General features: G+C 37.6%; 11 protein-coding genes. 7 read left to right on the top strand and 4 right to left on the bottom strand.

Features of this window, described 5'->3' with window-relative positions:
• Positions 1-221 precede the first annotated feature (221 nt).
• The 6 genes from BTO21_RS13600 (at position 222) to BTO21_RS13575 (ending at position 10,837) form a co-directional block, all read left to right on the top strand.
• Positions 222-2,888 carry a bifunctional acetate--CoA ligase family protein/GNAT family N-acetyltransferase gene (locus BTO21_RS13600; RefSeq protein WP_045028158.1) on the top strand — a complete coding sequence of 889 codons (2,667 nt, stop codon included), beginning with the start codon at positions 222-224 and terminating at the stop codon, positions 2,886-2,888.
• Positions 2,889-3,026: 138 nt separating this feature from the next.
• Positions 3,027-3,914 carry a DUF4344 domain-containing metallopeptidase gene (locus BTO21_RS13595; protein ID WP_105026861.1) on the top strand — a complete coding sequence of 296 codons (888 nt, stop codon included), beginning with the start codon at positions 3,027-3,029 and terminating at the stop codon, positions 3,912-3,914.
• A gap of 208 nt (positions 3,915-4,122) precedes the next feature.
• Entirely contained in the window at positions 4,123-7,605 is a 3,483-nt protein-coding gene (locus BTO21_RS13590; protein ID WP_105026860.1) for an intermembrane phospholipid transport protein YdbH family protein, read from the top strand.
• A 17-nt stretch (positions 7,606-7,622) separates the two neighbouring features.
• Positions 7,623-7,853, top strand: a complete 231-nt coding sequence (locus BTO21_RS13585; RefSeq protein ID WP_045028162.1) for a YnbE family lipoprotein — start codon at positions 7,623-7,625, stop codon at positions 7,851-7,853.
• A 111-nt stretch (positions 7,854-7,964) separates the two neighbouring features.
• Positions 7,965-8,912 (top strand): YeiH family protein, encoded by a 948-nt coding sequence (locus tag BTO21_RS13580; protein ID WP_045028164.1) that lies wholly within the window; start codon positions 7,965-7,967, stop codon positions 8,910-8,912.
• A gap of 209 nt (positions 8,913-9,121) precedes the next feature.
• Positions 9,122-10,837: an amidohydrolase gene (locus BTO21_RS13575; protein WP_205068126.1), complete on the top strand. Its 1,716-nt coding sequence runs from the start codon at positions 9,122-9,124 to the stop codon at positions 10,835-10,837.
• A gap of 249 nt (positions 10,838-11,086) precedes the next feature.
• Here BTO21_RS13575 and BTO21_RS13570 read toward each other — a convergent pair whose 3' ends face one another.
• Positions 11,087-12,400 (bottom strand): anaerobic C4-dicarboxylate transporter family protein, encoded by a 1,314-nt coding sequence (locus tag BTO21_RS13570; RefSeq protein WP_045028166.1) that lies wholly within the window; start codon positions 12,398-12,400, stop codon positions 11,087-11,089.
• Between the two features lie 258 nt (positions 12,401-12,658).
• Complete coding sequence (locus tag BTO21_RS13565) at positions 12,659-12,895, bottom strand: hypothetical protein (RefSeq protein WP_045028168.1); 237 nt, start codon at positions 12,893-12,895, stop codon at positions 12,659-12,661.
• A 343-nt stretch (positions 12,896-13,238) separates the two neighbouring features.
• Between BTO21_RS13565 and BTO21_RS13560 the strand changes: the two genes are divergently transcribed.
• A complete protein-coding gene (locus BTO21_RS13560) occupies positions 13,239-13,793 on the top strand; it encodes an SPOR domain-containing protein (RefSeq protein WP_045028170.1) in 555 nt (184 codons plus the stop codon).
• A 121-nt stretch (positions 13,794-13,914) separates the two neighbouring features.
• On the opposite strand, the gene BTO21_RS13555 is transcribed toward BTO21_RS13560, so the two are convergent.
• Together BTO21_RS13555 and BTO21_RS13550 are read right to left on the bottom strand one after the other, a co-directional pair.
• Positions 13,915-17,694: a M66 family metalloprotease gene (locus tag BTO21_RS13555; RefSeq protein ID WP_052672614.1), complete on the bottom strand. Its 3,780-nt coding sequence runs from the start codon at positions 17,692-17,694 to the stop codon at positions 13,915-13,917.
• 107 nt (positions 17,695-17,801) lie between these two features.
• A partial coding sequence (locus BTO21_RS13550; protein ID WP_170064515.1) for an Ig-like domain-containing protein occupies positions 17,802-20,526 on the bottom strand: 2,725 nt, incomplete at its 5' end.

Genomic DNA, 20,526 nt, shown 5'->3' with positions numbered 1-20,526 from the left:
GAATTTATCTCTTATTATTAAATTATTACATTTAATCCTAATTGGAATTAAACATTTACAATTAATTATTCCCCTTAAGAATAAACAAATGAATGCTGACCGAATGTTTAAAAGTCCTATTTAAGCTTCCTTTTTTATAAAGGTCACACTTTCCTGATAAATAAAACGTCTTTCCAATATTTAACGATAAAGTATGAGTAAGACGATTAAGGGATTAGTTTATGAATAAGATTTCGGCTTTTTTAAAACCAACCAGTATTGCAGTTATTGGCGCTTCAAATAATCCACAGCGAGTTGGCTATATTGTGATTCGGAATCTGCTCTCTGGCTGTTTTAATGGCCCTATCATCCCTGTGACACCTAAGTATGCCGCGGTAGCTGGGATCCTGGCTTATCGCAGTATAGAAGCAATGCCAATTACCCCTGATATTGCGATTGTTTGTACCCGTGCAGCGCTTAACCCTGACATTATTACTCTACTAGGAGAAAAAGGCGTTAAAGCGGTGATTGTTATTGCCGCAGGGATGATGGCAGCGACGAAGAATAAATACGTAAACTATCAACAACAAATGTTAGCTAATGCTCAACGTTATAATATGCGTATTGTCGGCCCTAATAGTATGGGCATTATTCTGCCTTGGCTTAACCTTAATGCGTCAGTGTCTCCTATCCCTGCCAACAAAGGGAATATCGCTTTTATTTCACAATCAACGGCAGTGTGTACCACGATTTTAGATTGGGCTAAACATAAGCAAATAGGTTTCTCTACGTTTATCTCTTTAGGGGATGCGTGTGATATTAACTTTGCAGAGCTACTTGATTTTTTAAGCCAAGATACAAAAACAGATGCGATTTTGCTGTATATAGACAGTATTAAAGATGCTCGACAATTTATGTCGGCAGCCCGTGCAGCTGCGCGTAATCGACGTATATTAGTTTTAAAAAGTGGTCGCACATCAGCAGGACGCTCAGCGGCATTATTACAAAGCCAAAATGAAAACGGACTTGATGAAGTTTACGATGCCGCGATTCGTCGTTCAGGGATGTTACGCGTTCATACAACTCATGACTTATTTGCTGCGGTTGAAACATTAGCGTATTCGGTTCCCTTACGTGGCGAACGGTTGGTTATTCTTACCAATGGTGGTGGACCTGCGATTATGGCGGTCGATGCATTGGCTGATCGCGGAGGTAAATTAGCAGCATTAAGCCCAGAAACTATTGCAAGATTATCTCACGTCTTACCCGCTTATTGGACGCAAACTAACCCTATCGATATTATGGGGGATGCCAGTACTGACTGTTATCAGCAAGTGATTAATATCTTACTCGATAGCGATGACTTTGATGCACTGCTTATCATGCACAGTCCTTCTGCTCTCACCAATAGTACTCACACAGCCAAGATAGTCGTTGATACTCTCCACCAGCATTCACGGAGTCAACGGTTTAATATTCTAACCAATTGGTCAGGCGAAAATGAAGCGGCGGATGCTAGAACTATTTTTACACAAGCGCGTTTGCCTACCTACCGTACCCCTGAAAGTGCAATCTCGGCTTTCATGCATTTAGTCGAATACCGCCGTAACCAACGCCAATTAATGGAAATGCCACAATCTATCGGTGAAATTGCCGCCGATCATCAGTATGTGCGCCATGAAATACAGCGGTTACTCCAACAAAAAATTTATCATCTTGAAACACATGAGATACGCCCCATTCTTGAAAGCTATGGTTTTACGACTCTCCCTACATGGATTGCTTCTGATGCGGCTGAAGCGGTGCATATTGCAGAACAAATAGGTTATCCCGTTGCAGTGAAGTTACGCTCGCCTGATATTCGTCATAAATCTGATATTCATGGTGTAGTGTTATACCTGCGCGATGCTAATGAAGTAGCGAATGCGGCTGATGCTATTCTGTCACGTGTCGCCTTGCACTATCCTAGCGCGCATATTGACGGGTTATTGATCCAACGTATGGCTGATCGCTCAGGTGCACAAGAATTGCGTATTGGCGTACATAGCGATCCAATATTTGGCCCAGTGATCATGCTGGGTGAAGAGACGATCCACTGGGATATTAACCATGATGCGGTCGCAGCGTTACCTCCATTAAATATGGCATTAGCCCGTTATATGGTGATCAATGCTTTAAAGCGTCAAAAAATCAAACAACGAAGTAGCTTAGATAAGATATCCATTCCTGCTTTATGCCAATTATTAGTCACTATTTCACAAATGATTATTGATTGCCCTGAAATTAGCACCTTTGATATTCACCCGTTACTTATCTCAGGAAATGAACTGACGATCATTGATGCCTCGATGGATATTGCCAGCTTTAACGGTAATATTCAGCAACGATTAGCGATACGCCCTTACCCTAAAGAATATGAACAACAGTGCCAGCTCAAAGACGGTAAACAAATATTGCTTCGTCCCATTCTGCCTGAAGATGAACCGGCTCATAAAACCTTTATCAGCCAAGTGTCTGAAGACGACTTATATAAACGTTTCTTCTCTGAGATCGGTGAATTAAACCATGAGGCACTAGCAAAGTTTACCCAAATAGATTACGACCGTGAAATGGCCTTTGTTGCTGTCGATAAGGAAATGATCATCGGAGTAGCACGTGCCTTATCAGATTCTGATAATAAAGAGGCTGAATTTGCGATTTTAGTCCGTTCAGACATGAAAGGAATCGGGTTAGGCGGTATTTTGATGACTAAGTTGATTGATTACGCCAAACAACGTGGATTATATACGCTAACAGGTATGACAATGCCAAGTAATCGCGGCATGATCACCTTAGCGCAAAAGATGGGGTTTGAGATTGATGTTCAATTGGCTGATGGCGTCGTTGATATGATCTTACGGCTAAAATAACCACCAATATAAAACAATACGCACTGCACTATTGATAGTTATTAATAGTGCGTTTTAATGCTTTTACAGCGTTACATTTTGCCTCATCCGCTATAATTATCACTTATGACACATCTATAGCAATAATGAGGTGGTAACGTGAATAGGCATGATCTCACTTTTACTCAAACGACGGATACACTATCTTCACGTTTAATCTCTCTCGCTGTATCGCCTTTTGTTATGCTTCTATATGGCTTGCTGGCGCTAACAATGTCTCATTTAAGTCATGCCGGCACAGAACAACCTACAGGGGGACAATATGGATTAGCGTTAGATCCTGTTGCTACCGTGAATTTTGTTTTTATTACACCAGCTAACCCACAACAGCAGCAAGCCAAAGATATTGTTCAACACTCTTCTATTCTGGCAACCATTAAACACCTCAGCCAAACCCGTTATATTTTTGCGCCGAGTGTAGACATTGTTTTTGGGAGTGCAAAAGGGCCTAATTATGACTCGACTCAACATCAAATTCAGATCCCTTATCAATATATCACTCAACTACTACAGCATATTCGTGATACCGACCTTTATCCGACTCAACAGCAACGTTATCAGGCAACCACTGACGCGCTACTCGTTACGTTACTGCATGAAATAGGTCATGCGTTTATTCTTGACCGCGCTATTCCCGTATTAGGTAACACTGAGAATACCGTGGATAATTTTGTCACGATCCTCTTGCTTAATGATGTCGAACGCGGTGATGAAATTGCAATTAACTCAGGGCAATTCTTCAGTACTCGTGAACTTAGCCACTCTACATTGAGCGCTAACCCTTTTATTCAACAACATGGGCTAAACCAACAACGTTATCAGCATATTTTATGTTTAGTCTATGGCAGTAATCCTGCCCGTTATCAACGTTTATTCGATTCATTATCCTTAGCACAACGTCAGCAACAACAGCGTCAATGCAAAGCTACATTTTCAACAACGCACCAAAGCTGGCTTTATTATTTAGATAACAATAGTGAATATTAATTCAAAATTAAATATGTAACCCCGTATATTTTCTAACAACGAGCATATTTAATCATTTTTAAATTTACTCTTATGACATTATTTTCATCGACAACACTGCACCATGATGAAATTAGTTATATGTTTAACTATGCAGCTGATAGTTAATATTCAAGCTTGCTGGTTATTTCTATTGGATCATCATTTTATAAATAGGTGAACTATCGCAGTGAAATCTTGCCCGCCAAATTCTGAGCCATCACAAGCAGGTTCTCAGTCGTCGCGGTTGCGTACACGCACCAAAGTTGGTTTGTCACTATTGGTGATCATACTGCTTATACCGATGCTTGGTTTTATCTGGCTCAATTTCAATGGCATCACAATGACCGCGTTTAAAGGACTTCATTATGATGAGGGTAATATACGTGCCAAGCTAATTTCTTTACGGGTTTTTAATTACAATGTCACTTTACATGATCTCTCTTTGCAGCATCGTATAGATCCTAATAACCCTATCGATGAGGGGCACTATCAGCTTTTTGCTAAAAAATATGAGATTGAGCTTTCTCCTACTGCGACAGCACTATTAAAAAACCAAGGGATTTACCTACGTTATATTCACTTTTTTGATGCCACGTTTAAATTTGTTGATTTCTCATCTCCCCTCGCCATTAATGCCCACGCCCGTAAAGTAACAGCCTCTGCAGCGCACAGTGATGGTAAAGAGCCTGCCGCGACACAAATTTTAGAGCACGTTGATGTGACTATCAGCAGTAGCCCTCACCTGGTGATCTCTGGTCATTCAAATAAAGGACGGTTAAATCTGTTCATCCCGTATTATCAACCTTCTCCTCATTACCCATTACGATTCAGCGATAGTCAGTTCTCTATTGCTTGGCAAGAAGATCAAACCCCAGTTTCCGTTACAGTTGCATCACTCCATCCAGAATGGGAAACCCTTAATAACACCTTACCTGAACAAATTATCTCTCAATTATCATTAACATTTGATCTCAATCGTAGTTTGCCAACGATGAAGTTAATCGCTAAAACAGTAAAACTGGAGCAACCTAAATATCTTCCTGAATTTGTCAATCGTACTGATATCGACAGCAAAGGCTTTCATCTTGGGCAAACTATTGCGAACCTTGCACGTTTACCGCTGAATAAATTTAAAATAAAGTCATTTACTTATGGGGATTTATTAATTGATGCCAAAATTATTTTAGAAACTCCGCTAACATCAACATCATTACCAGTATCAAATTCACCCGCCGCGAATACCATAACTACTGTAATAAAAGCAGAGCAGCAGAAAAAAGAGGCAGAAAAATCACAAAAGACACAACAACATAAGCAGAAAGAGCAAGCACGAAAAAAAATGGCACAACAAGCAAAAGAGTTAAATATTACGGCTGAAAATAAAACTAAAGCCCATTTTATTGTGCGAGGAAAAGCCTTAGCCCCAGATCCATACCAGCTTGATGTTAATATCTATCATTTGTCAAAAACAGATGCGCGTGTACATACCATCATGACCCGCAGTGATGGTAATAACCTTAACTGTGATGCCAAAATAATTTTCAAACAGCCGTTACCACAATATTTAAATTGCAATGCCAACTTTAAAAATACCAAAGAATTTACTGACCGCTTAGGGTTAGATGATGTGCCTGATGCCCAAATAAATGGCCCCTTACGCTTTTATGCTAAACAAGTTGCTAATCGCTTATCAAAGACACCTCAACCGATGGTGATTAATAATAAAATTGTTGATGCGCATTATCTTTTTGGTATTGAATTACCGTCATCGTTTACCATTGAACTTAATAAATACGCTTTTACTGCACCATTCTTACACGCTAAACAACAACATCCCCGTCGAAATAATGACTCGAAACATGTCGCTAAGATTCAAATGAACAGTGACGGCAAAATAAACTTCACGGCCAGTTATCAAAATAAGTTATTTCGCGTTGCGTTAAGTGATAAGAACGAGACCATTAATTTTAAAAATACCAAAACAAAGTTTGAATTAGATTTCTTTATTGATGATCTCAATTGCCTATATCCCAACTTACAATGCCATATTGACGCTAATATCAATGCCAGCATTAAGACCTTAGAGCCCATTATTAATAGTAAAATTGATAACGTTCTTTTTAGCTCCAAAGTAAAAGCGACATGGGCTAATAATTATTTGATCTCGCAACTTCAGCAAACGCGCTTTCAAATACAGAAGCTAGAATTAGAAGGGATTCCAACGTTAGCAAACAGTAACAGTCAACATGTTGATTTCAGCTTAAATCAATTGATTGGTCTGTTTGAAAAGAAAGAAGATCGGCTCGAATTATTGCTGTATCAGCCTAAAAACACACAAGCACAATTAAACACTCAATTAAATGCGCGCTATCAAGCAACGAAAGAAGCGTCATCAGCAGACTATAAAGCGCAGTTGAATATTGATGTCAGCAAGTTCTTATTACGCTATGAGCTGTTATTTAATTCTACCTCTGAAGCAGAAACAGAAGCAGAAACCGCTAACACAGCCACTGTAACAATACCGCCACCTAAAGCACTTCCACTCACACTCTCTAGTGATTTCAACCTTTCGATAGCTGCGGTTCAACGTAACCATAAACAATTACTGCCCGCCACCCATCTTCATGGTCATTTCCGTTTAGCAGATAATACCCTACAGCTTGAGACAATTGTAGCGAATAACCATAATGATATCTTAGCGCAAGTGGATGTTAATACTGATTTAAAAACCAATAAAACCAAGGTCAAATTACATCGTAAAACAATCACGTTTACTCGACAGAAAAGCTTAAAAAACCATTACTTCCCTGCGCTATCTTTACCGCTTGATCTTACGGGTGGCAGTATCACCACCAGCGCAACATTCACGATTAATGGTCATAATAAGTTAACTGGTACGACTAACATTACTAGCAACCAACTTTCTGGCAGTTACCGTGAGATTGATGTTACTCAGCTTAATAGCAGTCTTTATGCGACTTTCACGCCTAATGGTATCCGTACACTTCGTCCGATGGCTTTCTTTGCTCAACAACTAAAAGCTGGGATAACATTGACTAAGCCGAGCCTCATTATTGATGCGAACACACACACTAACCAATATATATTACATCGCGTGTCAGCCAATATCTTCGGTGGAAGTTTAACAACGCAGGGGATCCATATCACTGATTTACGCCACTCTCCCTTAATACCTATCACCGTTTTAGGGCTTGATATTAATCAGATAACAGATGTTATTGATCATGACGGCATAGAATTCACAGGGATCCTTGATGGCACTCTTCCTGTTACTATTATTAAAAGTAAGCCTGAGATTCAAGCCGCCATATTGCAATCTCGTCACCCCGGTGGCGTATTACGTTATCTTGATGGCTCAGTAATTGATGATAAAGTAAAAGCAGCGGGTCACCATAGTCCATTAATCGTCAGTGAAACCCTTAAAAATTATCATTACCGTACTTTAGCCATAAAATTTAACTATGCTAACAATGGGTTACTAACAGCACAGTCTCATTTCAAAGGCTATAATCCTGATTTTCAATATGGTCGCCCGATTAATATCAACTTAGTTGTTAAAGATAATATACTTGAATTAATGAAAACAATTAACATGATCAATGCTTCAAAAATCGAACAGGCAATCAGTACGCATTTTAATCGCCACTAACATTTAAAGGGATCATCATGAATAATATACAAAACATATTATCCCTCTCGAACATCTATCACATACAGATCATCATGATGGTATTTCTACTCAATGGATGTACACCTACGATACAGGTAGCAACATCTGATAAACCTATTGAAGTTAACCTTAACGTAAAAATTGAGCATGAGATTAGAATAAAGATCGATAAAGAAATAGAACCACTACTGGAGGATTTTGATGACCCTGCGATAGAAAAAAAGTAATGATCACACGTTAAATTATATTGAACCCTCATTTAAAAATATTTAACTAAAATAAATAGAATGATGTGCGTATAATTTGAGGCCTTATCCTCAAACCGACATCAACCATAAATGACTTTAAATCAAAAGATTAGAAACCTCAGGCCAACAGATATTGTCTTTATACTTGCCGCTATTATATGTTTAGCCCCTATTATTAGCTCACCGATTGCATTAATTCTTGGCTTTACTTTAGCCAGCTTTGGTTTAGTTCCTACTCAATTTAATCTTGCCGCTTTAACCAAAAAACTTTTGTCATACTCCATTATTGGTTTAGGGTTTGGAATTAATTTAAATGAAGCGATTGAAGCCAGTCGCCAAGGGCTTGGACTGATTATATCTTCGATTTTCTTTACCTTATTTTTAGGTTGGGTCGCAACCCACGTTTTAAAATTGGATAAGAAAACCGGTCATTTAATTGCAGCAGGTACAGCGATTTGTGGTGGTAGTGCCATTGCCGCAGTATCACCCGCTATAAATGCACGCGATGATCAAACATCCTTGGCTTTAGCTACTGTGTTTGTACTTAATGCGGTGGCTTTATTTCTTTTCCCTGCAATCGGTCATTTATTAGAAATGAGCCAACATGCCTTTGGTACTTGGGCGGCGATTGCGATTCATGATACATCATCCGTTGTTGGTGCTGCGGGATCATATGGCGATGAAGCATTAAAAACCGCCACCACCTTAAAGCTCGCCCGTGCGCTGTGGATTATTCCTGTCGCTTTCGGTAGCGCATTAATGTTTAAAGGCGATAGTAAGAAAATTGGCATACCGTACTTTATCGTTTTTTATTGCCTCGCTATTTTAGTTGCTCACTTCGTGCCACAATTTCATTCAACCTATATTCTTATCTTTGATGCCTCAAAACGTTTATTAGTGGTGTGCTTATTTTTAATTGGCTCTGGTATCACCGTAAGTAAATTACGTAATGCAGGACACAAGCCATTATTATTAGGGGTGGTACTTTGGTTAGCGATTGGTGCTGCTTCATTAACCTATATCGAGTTATTTCTTTAATAAACTAAGATTGAACTCATAACATGCTTTTAAGCCAGATATAGTGTCTGGCTTTTTTGTATCCCTACTGTCACAAATCTTTCATTGCTACAGTTATTAATCCTCTTTGGTATGGTTTCCTTGATAAATTTAAGTATTTTCATCATTTAGTGCTATCAATATGTATAGTAGTTAGCAGTATTTTTGTTTTTTTAACACGGATGTAATCAATGAAAACTTCACAATTGAAACTGATGTCAGCTTTAATCTCGTCATTACTAGCGATGAATTGTCATGCAAAAGAACCAGCAGTGAGTGCAGACACTATTTATAGTGGCGGTAATATTATTACCATGAATGATGCTCAGCCGTCAGTTCAAGCCATTGCAATTAAAGATGGCAAAATCATTGGTGTCGGTAATACTGCTAAAATTAACGAAACATTTAAATCAAAAAATACCGAACTTATCAACTTGAACGGAAAAAGCTTATTACCCGGTTTTATTGATGCACACAGCCATTATTTCAACTCATTGCAAGTTGCTAACCAAGCTCAAGTTTATGCGCCACCATCAGGTACGGGTAAAGATGTTGACAGCATTCTTGCGGCTATTAAGCAATATGCTGACACAAATAAGATCCCTAAAGGTGAATTGATTATTGCTTACGGTTACGATGATACCGTCATGCCAAATGGTCGCTTACTTAACCGTGATGATATTGATAAGATTTTCCCTGATAACCCGGTTCGTATCGATCATGTCTCTATGCACGGTACGGTACTGAACAGCCTTGCTTTAAAAAAATACGGTTACAATGATAAAACTGTTACCCCAGCTGGTGGCGTTATCGTTCGAAAAGAAGGTACCAACGAACCTTTTGGTTTGATCATGGAAACTGCTTATCTGCCCGTTCTTGCCCAAGCAGAAGTGATGTCACCTGAACAAGAAATTGCAGCAACGAAAGCTGGACAACTATTATATGCTCAAAATGGGATTACAACTGCCCATGAAGGCGCAACCCATTTAAATCAGTTTGAAACTATTCAGCGGGCATCTGATGCCAATGCAAATATTATTGATGTTATCGTTTATCCTTTTATTACCGATGTTGATGCTATTTTAGCGAAGTACCCAATAGATCAATGGGGAAAATACAATAATCGTTTTAAAGTCGGTGGGATTAAAGTCACTATTGATGGTTCACCTCAAGGTCGTACAGCCCGATTTACAACCCCATATTTAACGGGCGGCCCAGCAGGAGAAAAACAGTGGATAGGTGAATTAACGTTCCCCCAAGACACAATTAATAAAATGGTAAAAAAAGTTTATGACTTAAATGTTCCTTTAAATTTACATGCAAATGGCGATGGTGCGATTGATGCATTTTTTGATGCTCATAAGTCGGCAGCTGAAGGCGATCTAAACAAAGATCGTGACATTACAATGATCCATGCGCAATTTGCACGTAAAGATCAGTTGAGTAAATTTATAGAATATAAGATCCGTCCTTCTTTCTATACCTTACATACCTATTATTTTGCAGACGCACACCTTAAAAACCGCGGTAAAAAGCAAACTGATTATATTAGCCCAATGCGTGATGCGATAGATATGGGTATTCGTCCAACCAATCATACTGACTTTGTGGTAGCGCCATTAGACCAAATGATGATGCTTTCATCGGCAGTTAATCGATTATCACGCAATAATGAAGTCATTGGTGAAGCGCAACAAATTACGCCACTTGAAGGCCTAAAGACCATGACACTTTGGGCAGCAGAGCAATATAACGAAGAAATGAACAAAGGCTCGCTTGAAGTAGGAAAACTGGCAGATCTGGTTATCCTCGACAACAATCCTTTAACCGTTGAACCCACAAAAATTAAAGATATAAAGATTGTCGAAACAATAAAAGAAGGTAATACCATTTACTCTGCGAAATAATTTATATTGTCTATCACAGCATTAGCGTTCAACTATCAACGCTAATGCTGATTTTTTTATCATAAAGACTATCGCTCACCATGACGCATGACGATAGTCTTTATGGTTGGTGTCTTTATAGTTGGTTATAATTGGTTATAGTGTAGAAAACGCAAACAAAAAAAAGCCCCCAACCTTCGATGTACATTCAAAAGGTATAGAGGCTTTTATATAATAAAATAATCGTGTTACGTGTTATTTAAACCAGGCTTATAAAACAAAGCTAGCAAAAATAAAACCAAAGATAATACTAAATACCATGCTTAATAAACCAGGGATCATAAAGCTGTGGTTAAAGATGTAACTACCAATTTTTGTGGTTCCTGTACGGTCGAAATCAATTGAAGCAATGATTGGACCATAGTTAGGAATAAAGAAGTAACCGTTAACCGCAACGAACGTTGCAATAATCACTTCAGGTGGTAGACCTAATGTAATACCAACCGGCACAAGCACTGCTGTTGTTGCACCTTGGCTATTAACCATTACTGATAACGCAAACAGAGCAAAAGCAAATGTCCATGGCGCAACTTCAACTAAGCCAGACACCGCATCTTTAACCATTTCACTGTGACCAGCAATAAAGGTATCACCTAACCATGCAATACCAAAGATAGCCACAATTGCACGCATACCTGCATGGAATACTGAACCTTGAGTGATCGCATTGCCATCTGGCTTACAGATCAAAATAATCAAAGCAGCAACAGCTAACATAACGATCTCAATCGTATGTGCCATTCCCATAGCAGAACCATTGAAGTTAGGGCGTAACGCGGGGAACGCACCCATGATAACAACAGCTAATGCACCAAATAAAAATAAGCCAACTGCTTTCTTTGCTCCCGGCTTAATAACGATTTCTTCTACTTTTACTTCTTGTTCCATTTCTTTACGGAAAGCAGGATCTTGCATACGACGTTGATATTCAGGATCGTCTTTTAGATCTTTACCCATTTTATTAACGACAACACACGCTAAGGCTAAACCACAGAAAGTACCTGGAATAGTAACCATTAACACGTCAGCTAATGTAATACCTTGTGGTTCTAAGAAAGCAACTAATGCCACAACCGCAGCAGCAATAGGACTTGCAACTATCGCGAACTGTGAAGCAATAACGGCCATACCTAATGGACGCTCAGGACGAATACCGCTACGACGACTTACTTCTGCAATAACAGGTAGCACTGAATAAGCAACATGGCCTGTACCCGCTAAGAAGGTAAACATATAAGTAACTAACGGCGCAATAAAGGTAATATGACGAGGATTTTTACGCAGAATATTTGACGCAATTTTAATTAGATATTCAAGACCACCTGCCGCTTGCATTGCTGCTGCTGCTGCAACAACTGCCATGATCATTAACATTACATCAATCGGTGGGCTAGTCGGTTGCAAACCAAAAACAAAACTTAGAATAGCAAGACCAATACCACCCATAACACCCAAACCAATACCGCCGATTCGAGCACCCACCAAGATACACACAAGTACAATCAAAAATTCTACAATAAACACATCAATACTCCCTAATAACAGCGCTTACATTACTGAATCATATCCAGTAAAAATTCGTGCTGATAATAAAGTTTATGTAGAAGCAATAATTAGCACTTAATCACACTTTATTAAAATTTATATCAATAAAAATATTAATATAAACAATTACCCATGATTATGTTACGTTTAGTTTTGTTTATTGTGATGACTTTGTTTTTACTTTGAATATTTATTCCTTAACAGATAATCTTATCCATTATAAGAATAAATATATTCTTAAGGTTCAATTTCCATTTTTACCGAAGGTTTTAATTCTTCATGAGAGATATTCTTTAGTTGCTGTCCCTTCATTTTTAGCCATAAAACGCCCACTAAAATAACAAATGCACTTAAGTCACATAATGCACTAGTCAGCCCTGTTGTGACCAATGACACTGCAACTAATAATATTGCAATAACTGCAGCTACTATCTGTCGTTGACGATCATTCACTTTCAGTAACCACGCTTTCATAAGCATTCCTTTTTAAATACAGTTGTTAGTAATATGTTAACCAATCATCTGTATTTTAAAAATACCATTTACCTCTATGAAAGAGTAAAAATGCATATAACGGCATTATCTCGTTAATTGTTCAAGGCAATATAACTTGATTCTCATTTAACATAGTTGACCTGAGCAAAAAACATACATCTGATCATTAAAGCGTAATTATCATGTCAATATTCTGCCGTTTTTAGCTACAATACACTCCAAGTATAAAGACATTTGTTAATAGTGATATTCAGGCCATAAAACTTATTGATACTGATACCACATTGATTAACAAATCATTAAATATTCTTCGGAGAAAACAATGACATCTCGTACGCTAAAGGCAGCAGTTGTCTTAGGTTTATTTGCATTATCTGGTTGTGCATCATCTAGCAGTCCTTGTGATACAGGTTACCTATTACCATCAAAACTTGATAATGAAAACCTTCAATGTCAGCAAGAGCCTGTAGCAACTGTTACACCAGACACAACAGTAACCAGCGAACCTGTTATTGATAGTGACTACATCGATAATAACGATGCTCATCTTGCTGATGAAGAATCAATGACGAACGACCAAGCATTTGGTGATATCAATCCTTCACACTTTACCGTTCAGATTTTGGCTCTCAGTGAAGAACGTAACCTACGTGGTTATCTTCAACCTATCACTGGCAATCAACCAATTTGGGTTAACTGGAAACATGCATTAGGCCGTAACTGGTATGCGGTTACTTACGGTAATTTCGCAACCCGTGAAGAAGCAAAGCAAGCAATTCAAACATTACCAGCAACGGTTCAAGCCCAAGGTCCATTTGTATTAAGCTTTGCTGCAGTTAAAGCGGATAAAGAAGGCCAAGTGTACCAATTGCGTTAATCGTACTGCGGTAGTGAATGTTACAGTGAAATGTAATATATAAAGCCTAAAATAATGAAAGGGGAATAGCATCAATGATGCTATTCCCCTTAAAATAGATTTACTTGTTATTTTATTGCTATTAACTAATTTTCTTTGTTAATGGTGCACCATCGACGGTTTGAATCAACCCGACTTCTGGCTTAGAGACCGCTTTCGTTGCTAATGTTGTCCCATCACAAATAACGGTCGCATTAATAGGGTTATCGGACTCTGCAATATTAATATGAAATTTATTCATCACACTGCTATTTAACCTTGTCGCTGGTAACCAATATTTTAATGTCTCACCATTTGCTAAATCGACATCAAGGTGACAACTTCTAGGCGTTATATACTCTTTATCATCAGCATAGGTATAGCCTCGAGAGCCATGGAATGTTGGATAAATATAGCTCTGCAACTTTTGTTCTGGATCGTAATATCCAAGAAGTGTTGACACGGGAACACCAAAGTGTGTTGCTTTCTTTGAGATTTCTGTGCTGAAACTATTATCTTCAACCCATATAGTACCATTTGAACGATACGTTAGATTATGCGGATTTGTAATTGTTTTACCATTTATATGGAAATTCGAAGCCCAAAGCGCATCATGATTTATACGTAGTATGCTACCAACGGGAACATTTTCCGCAGCAGGAAGTATAATATCACCCGTCCAATTCTGGTTTCCAGACACCACGTAAATAGCATTAATCGTTGCAAACTTTTTAGCAATAAAAGCAGCATCATCACTTTCTGCTTCTAATGTACTACCACCAATTGTCAACATATCTGCTATAGTGATCTTATAGCTAAATGGCTCCATTTTATGCGTGATTGAATTCCATTTTAAAGCACCTGTTGGTGATGACTCTGAAAACACCATATTTGCTTCTAAATTTCGTTGAATTTTTGCACTTGAATATGGGGTATACATTGTATAGCGGTTATCAGGGTACATACTTCCCCAACCACCGTACATAGCATCCTGGCCAAATCTATGCTTATGCCAAGGTTCGATACATTGTTTATTTTCATCACTTCCAAAACAGACAGGTTGATTCGATTGCCCTTGTTCAAAGTTCGGAACAAACAGATTCTTTTTACTGTCCCAGCCCCACGTTGAATCAACCTGATCTGCTGGATGTTGAATACTCAAAACTCCACCTTCAGAATGCCCAAGTCCAAGCGCATGCCCTGCTTCATGGCTCATTTCATTACCAACCGTACCAGTTAAGGTAACAATACCACCACCGCCAGAACCACCATGGTCTATATCACCATTATTATATTTACCGATAGAGGTATGTGCTGTCATCATTCGAGCTAAGTAGCTATCATGACCATTTTGTTCTGGTCCAGCTGAAGAATTAAAACCATAGTTAGCAGAGTCGATACCAATAGAGATCAATGACTTAGCAATATTACTACGCATACTCCCCGCTTGCCACCCACCGTCATCAGGTGCATGATCAGTATAAAGATCACCATTTGGCATCATAATTTCATCAAAATTCATGCCTTGGTATCGACTAACCACTAAACGACTTGTTGGTAATGTTTGATAGAATTCACGTGGTAACTCAGAGTCTTTAGCAAATTCAAAGCTATCATGACGTTGGGTTAGCATACCAATATCAATCGTATTCATATAAATAACGGTCGGTGCTCCGACATTAGTATCGCTAAATTGACCTTCATTATTATCATGATTAAAAGTCAGACGTAAGCCATAATATAACCATTCTGCAGGCATGGTTGTAGTCCAATAACCATGGCCGTAAGCTACCTTATTAATGCTACCTTCAACATCTGATTTCGTGTACCAAACACCGTTTACATTTATAAAATATAATGTTTGCCCATTACTGATTGTTACTGCGCTTCGTGCATTAACCGTTGAATTATAACCAGCGCTAGAAGATATAATCACAACCTTACCATTTAACGCTTTATCTGCCTTTAAGGTAATTGTGCCAGTCCAATAACCATCAGATAATTTTATTGATACTCCTTGAGTAGATTTCGCTATTTGTTCAGCAAGATAATCACCATTAGATCTTAACTGATTAGTATTAACTTGAGGTAATGAATCAAATGTTATCGTTGGATCAAATTTAACTTGGGCTCTAATTTTAGGGTCTATAACACCTGAAATTGGCGGCAATTTATAAGGGCGCTCTAGTGTTAATGTACCTAACTTATTACCATCAATATCATAACCTGTCATTGTTAATGGAATGGCTTCATCAAAATTAGGATCTTTGGGTTTTAGCATTACTAAGGTTTTACGCTCACCAATGAGGTGCTGATGAACATCACCATCAATATGCGATTTTGCTGGAATAACATGATTCTGAGCAAATAATAGTGACGCCTCTAAACTTCCACTTAAATCACTTGGGAAATTATTAGTATTAAACGCTTCTGGTGGAATATAGCCTACATCATCAAAATCAGCATTAATCTGACAGTTTGCCTGTACATCAGTAATGACATATTTATTATCGGTAAGGACACCATTACACCCTGTAATGCTTTTGACTTTATTTTTACCATCAAGACTAATGGTAAATGTCGCACTATCACCTGCAACTACTGTCATCTGAGTCGGTGTGATTTTTCCGCCACCTAAAACAACCGTCGTGATATCAAATTGACCTTGCTTGATATGAAGATTCAGCGTTGTACTACTTGATAATTTACTGTCTGTTGCTGTAACAGTAATAATAAAATCACCGGTTACATCAAGTTCTGGTGCGACTGTAATAACACCTGTTTTACTGTTAATATTTAACCATGTAGGAGCATTAACAACAGTATAAATTAGTGGGTCTTGATCTTCATCAGTTGCTATAACTTGAAGGTCTATCGCCTTGCCAGCAGTCATTGTTTGATCAGCAATTGGCGTTAATACTGGTGCTTTATTCGCATCTTCAATGACAAATTTAATGACAGATGTTGCTTGTTGCTCTCCATTTGACACCGTCACTGTAATTATCGACTCACCATCATCATCACGACCTGGCGTACCAGAAATAACACCGGTATTAGGATTTAAGTGTAACCAACTCGGTTGACCTGACATTGAATAACGAAGTTGTTTACCATTAGGATCTTTAGCGGCTATTTTTTTACTAAAAAGATGCCGAGTTTGAGCTGTCACTGATGATGGCATCAAGATCATTGGTGTTGGATTTACCACAACATCAATAATAACTGATGCAAAAGCTTTTGCTTTACCATCAGAAACTTGAATATTTAGTGGGTGTTTACCTAACACTGTTGGTTGACCTGAAATCAAACCGTTATTAGCATCAATTTTAGCCCAAGAAGGTGCATTAGTAAGACGATAAGTTAATCGATCGCCATCATTGTCCTTTGCCACTATTCCGACAGAAAAAGGAGTATTTACAATAATTGTCTGAGTCACAGGTGATTTAATAATAGGTACGTGATTACTATCACTAATAATTACATTAATTTGAACATGACTAGAAACATTACCATTAGAAGCCGTTACTGTAACAGAATAACGGCCATTATCATTTCTTGATGGTACACCTGATAATTTACCCGTTTGAGCATTAATCGTTAACCAATTAGGATTATTTGACAACGTATATGTAATTACAGTCCCTTGTTTATCAGATGCTGTAATCTGGCCATTAATAGGTTGGCCAGTCATACCGTTAATAATACCAGATGTATTAAAAATAGGTTTTTCTGGTTTTAAATCAATAATAGGATCTTTCGGTTTAGTACTCGGTGTTTCAGGATCCGGTATTTGAGATGTAAATTCGTTATCACTATCACCATCATGACAGCCAGAAAGAGTGAGCAAGATTAGCGACGACAATAATGTCTTTTTTAATATCATATTTAATTATTCTTATAGTTGATAAAACACGTTCCTTTAATAAAAAGGAACGTTGTTATTATTGTTATTGTTATTGTTATTGTTATTGTTATTGTTACTGTTATTTATTAATGTATGTCAGGCGTAAATACATTATGATTAAATAAGCTTGTTACGATATCTGTTGTAGAATGACCTAAATCATTATAACTTTGACTAATGTTTTCAATAGTCATTGACTTATCATTACCTTTAAAATCAATAGTTAATGAGTCATTTTCTATTGATGCTGATGTTATATTATTTAATATATTATCCATACTAGTATCATTATTAAGGAATTCTGATAAATCAATTCGATCATCTTTAGAAAAATCTTCTATTGTTGTAGAAAAGCTTTCATCTTGACCTGCTTTGGAAATTATAATTATATCATCACCTAAACCAGTATTTATTGTATCATTACCTTGTCCAGTATAAATAATATCATTACCTATTCCTGAATTAATTATATCATTACCTTCTTGTCCATTGACAATATCATCGCCACCACCACTGTAAATTAAATCATCACCAGTTCCAGCATTAATAATATCATTACCATAAAAATCTTGATCTCCTCCGGTAAGCTGATCAATATTATCCTTTACATAATCATAAAATTCAGTGCTCGTTTTTGTTATTTCATGTCCAAGCTTTTGTGACGCTGCATCAATAATTAATCCAATAATATTATTATGATTATCAACAGGATGATCTATTTGAGTGTCTAACCAATCATAATCAATAATATCTGAAATTATAATATCATTACCGTCACCACTATTAACCGTATCATTACCTGCAGTGATTTTATCTGCCTCAGCTAAGAAAATATCATTTAAATCACTAAGGTTAACCACTTTAATGAAGTGGCTATCTCCAGTATTATTTGCTTTATAATCTTCACCTAAGGAAGCAATATTTTGTAAAATATCACCAGTATAATCAGTAGAAACACCAACAGTCACAATTTGTGGATGTGTATTTTTTAAATGCTGCTCTCCAACTTCAGCAATAATTTTATTCAAATTTAATGGGTCATAGCGATCAGCATCACTAATAAAAAACATGGCATTTTTGCTACCTTCTTTGAAACCGCTAAGCGCATCAATTAATGGTTGTTCAAAATTATTCTCACCTGAAAAATCAATCTTATCTAATACATCTTTGACTGTTTGATGTTCGCTATTTAGAAATGTTTTTTCTTTATCGTCCCATAAAAAATTAGCATTTATTTTAATTTCAGTAGCAAATGCAATTAAATTAATCCCATCGTCGCCTAAGTGTCTTTCTGGATGCAGAATTTGATCAGTGATCATTTCATTAACTAATGTTTCAATCGCTTCTTTTGCATAAAAAGCACGATCTGGCATATTAGTAAAATCAAGAGGTTTTACATCACCACCATCCACAGAGTAAGTAATATTTTTAGCGAATAAAAAATCATTATAGGAAAAATGATACCCCGCCTCTAACTCTGAAGCTGTAACATTATAGATAGTTGGTGGTAAATGATCATTGTATCCATTTACTGTAATTTGAATCTCTTTTATATCAGAGCTTAATCCTAAATCAGTTCTTGAGATTATATAATCTCTCATTGAGCCCGAAGAATCTAAAACAATAGCGACATTTTGATTAACTGCCACGGGTAATGAATCATCAGCAAACAAAACATCATTAAAAGCAGAACCAGTGATAGTATTTGATTCACTTCCATATTCTTCAACAAGGCCACTACCGGTAACAACTTCGCTAATCTCCGCACTAGCAGTGTCACCATACTGGTTAGAAACATGTACTGTTGCTGAAATATCTAAATGTTGATTATTACTTTGATTAATTAAATCATCAAGCGTTGTAACATCAATAGATGTTGAATAGCCCAGACCATCTGCAGTTGAAATAACATGCGTAGATATAGTTTGATCACCAACTTTTATTTCTACAATATCACCAACTTTAGCATCACCGCTAACAGAGCCCGTAATAAGAAATGGTTCTGTCTGACTTGATTCTTTAGCATCAATAATATTATCACCAGTAATTGGATCTATAGTAATAACAGCATTAATGTGACTCACATTATAATCATGAGAAGTATCAGCAACAACAATATTGCCTGCATTATCATGAGCGGTAACACTTGCAAAAACAGTATCTAAATCTGCATTAACTAAAATTGAACCAGATATGGATACACTCCAAACATTGCCTTCTTTTACTATTGTATGAAATATATTATCGCCAACTTTAACCGTGACGATATCGCCAACTTGAACATCTGCCCCCACTGTACCGTGGACAGGAATATCCGTTTTGGCTTCGGCAGCATTAATCACATCATCAGCAGTGATATTATCGATTGTGATTGTTGCTGCAATCGTAGTATCAACGGTGTATGGATGCTCAGCATCTGCAGTTACTGTATTGCCCGCATCATCGGTAGTTGTGACGGTTGCTTGAACCTCATGACCACCGTTATCAACCAGAACTTTACCCGGAACATCAACGGTCCACGTATTGCCTGTTTGTACTGTGGTGGTGTAAGTTTGTGAGCCAACAGTCACTGTTACTGTATCGCCAACTTGAACGTCTGCACCAACGGTACCGTGGACAGGAATATCTGTTTTTGCTTCGGCAGCATTAATCACATCATCAGAGGTAATATTGTCGATAGCAATCGTGGCTGCAATTGCAGTATCAACTGTGTATGGATGATCAGCATCTGCAGTTGCAGTATTACCCGCAACATCTGTAGTTGTAACAGTTGCCTGTACATCATGGCCGCTGTTATTAACCAACACACTG

The organism is Photobacterium phosphoreum, from assembly GCF_002954725.1.
Lineage (GTDB): Bacteria > Pseudomonadota > Gammaproteobacteria > Enterobacterales > Vibrionaceae > Photobacterium > Photobacterium phosphoreum.
The sequence above is the reverse complement of the archived record's forward strand: the minus strand, read 5'-3'. Positions and strand labels throughout refer to the sequence as shown.

Bases quoted from the DNA above. Each gene is read 5' to 3' on its own strand.
- BTO21_RS13585 (WP_045028162.1), top strand. From the start codon at position 7,623: ATGAATAATATACAAAACATATTATCCCTCTCGAACATCTATCACATA.
- BTO21_RS13575 (WP_205068126.1), top strand. From the start codon at position 9,122: ATGAAAACTTCACAATTGAAACTGATGTCAGCTTTAATCTCGTCATTA.
- BTO21_RS13565 (WP_045028168.1), bottom strand. From the start codon at position 12,895: ATGAAAGCGTGGTTACTGAAAGTGAATGATCGTCAACGACAGATAGTA.
- BTO21_RS13555 (WP_052672614.1), bottom strand. From the start codon at position 17,694: ATGATATTAAAAAAGACATTATTGTCGTCGCTAATCTTGCTCACTCTT.
- BTO21_RS13560 (WP_045028170.1), top strand. From the start codon at position 13,239: ATGACATCTCGTACGCTAAAGGCAGCAGTTGTCTTAGGTTTATTTGCA.
- BTO21_RS13600 (WP_045028158.1), top strand. From the start codon at position 222: ATGAATAAGATTTCGGCTTTTTTAAAACCAACCAGTATTGCAGTTATT.
- BTO21_RS13580 (WP_045028164.1), top strand. From the start codon at position 7,965: ATGACTTTAAATCAAAAGATTAGAAACCTCAGGCCAACAGATATTGTC.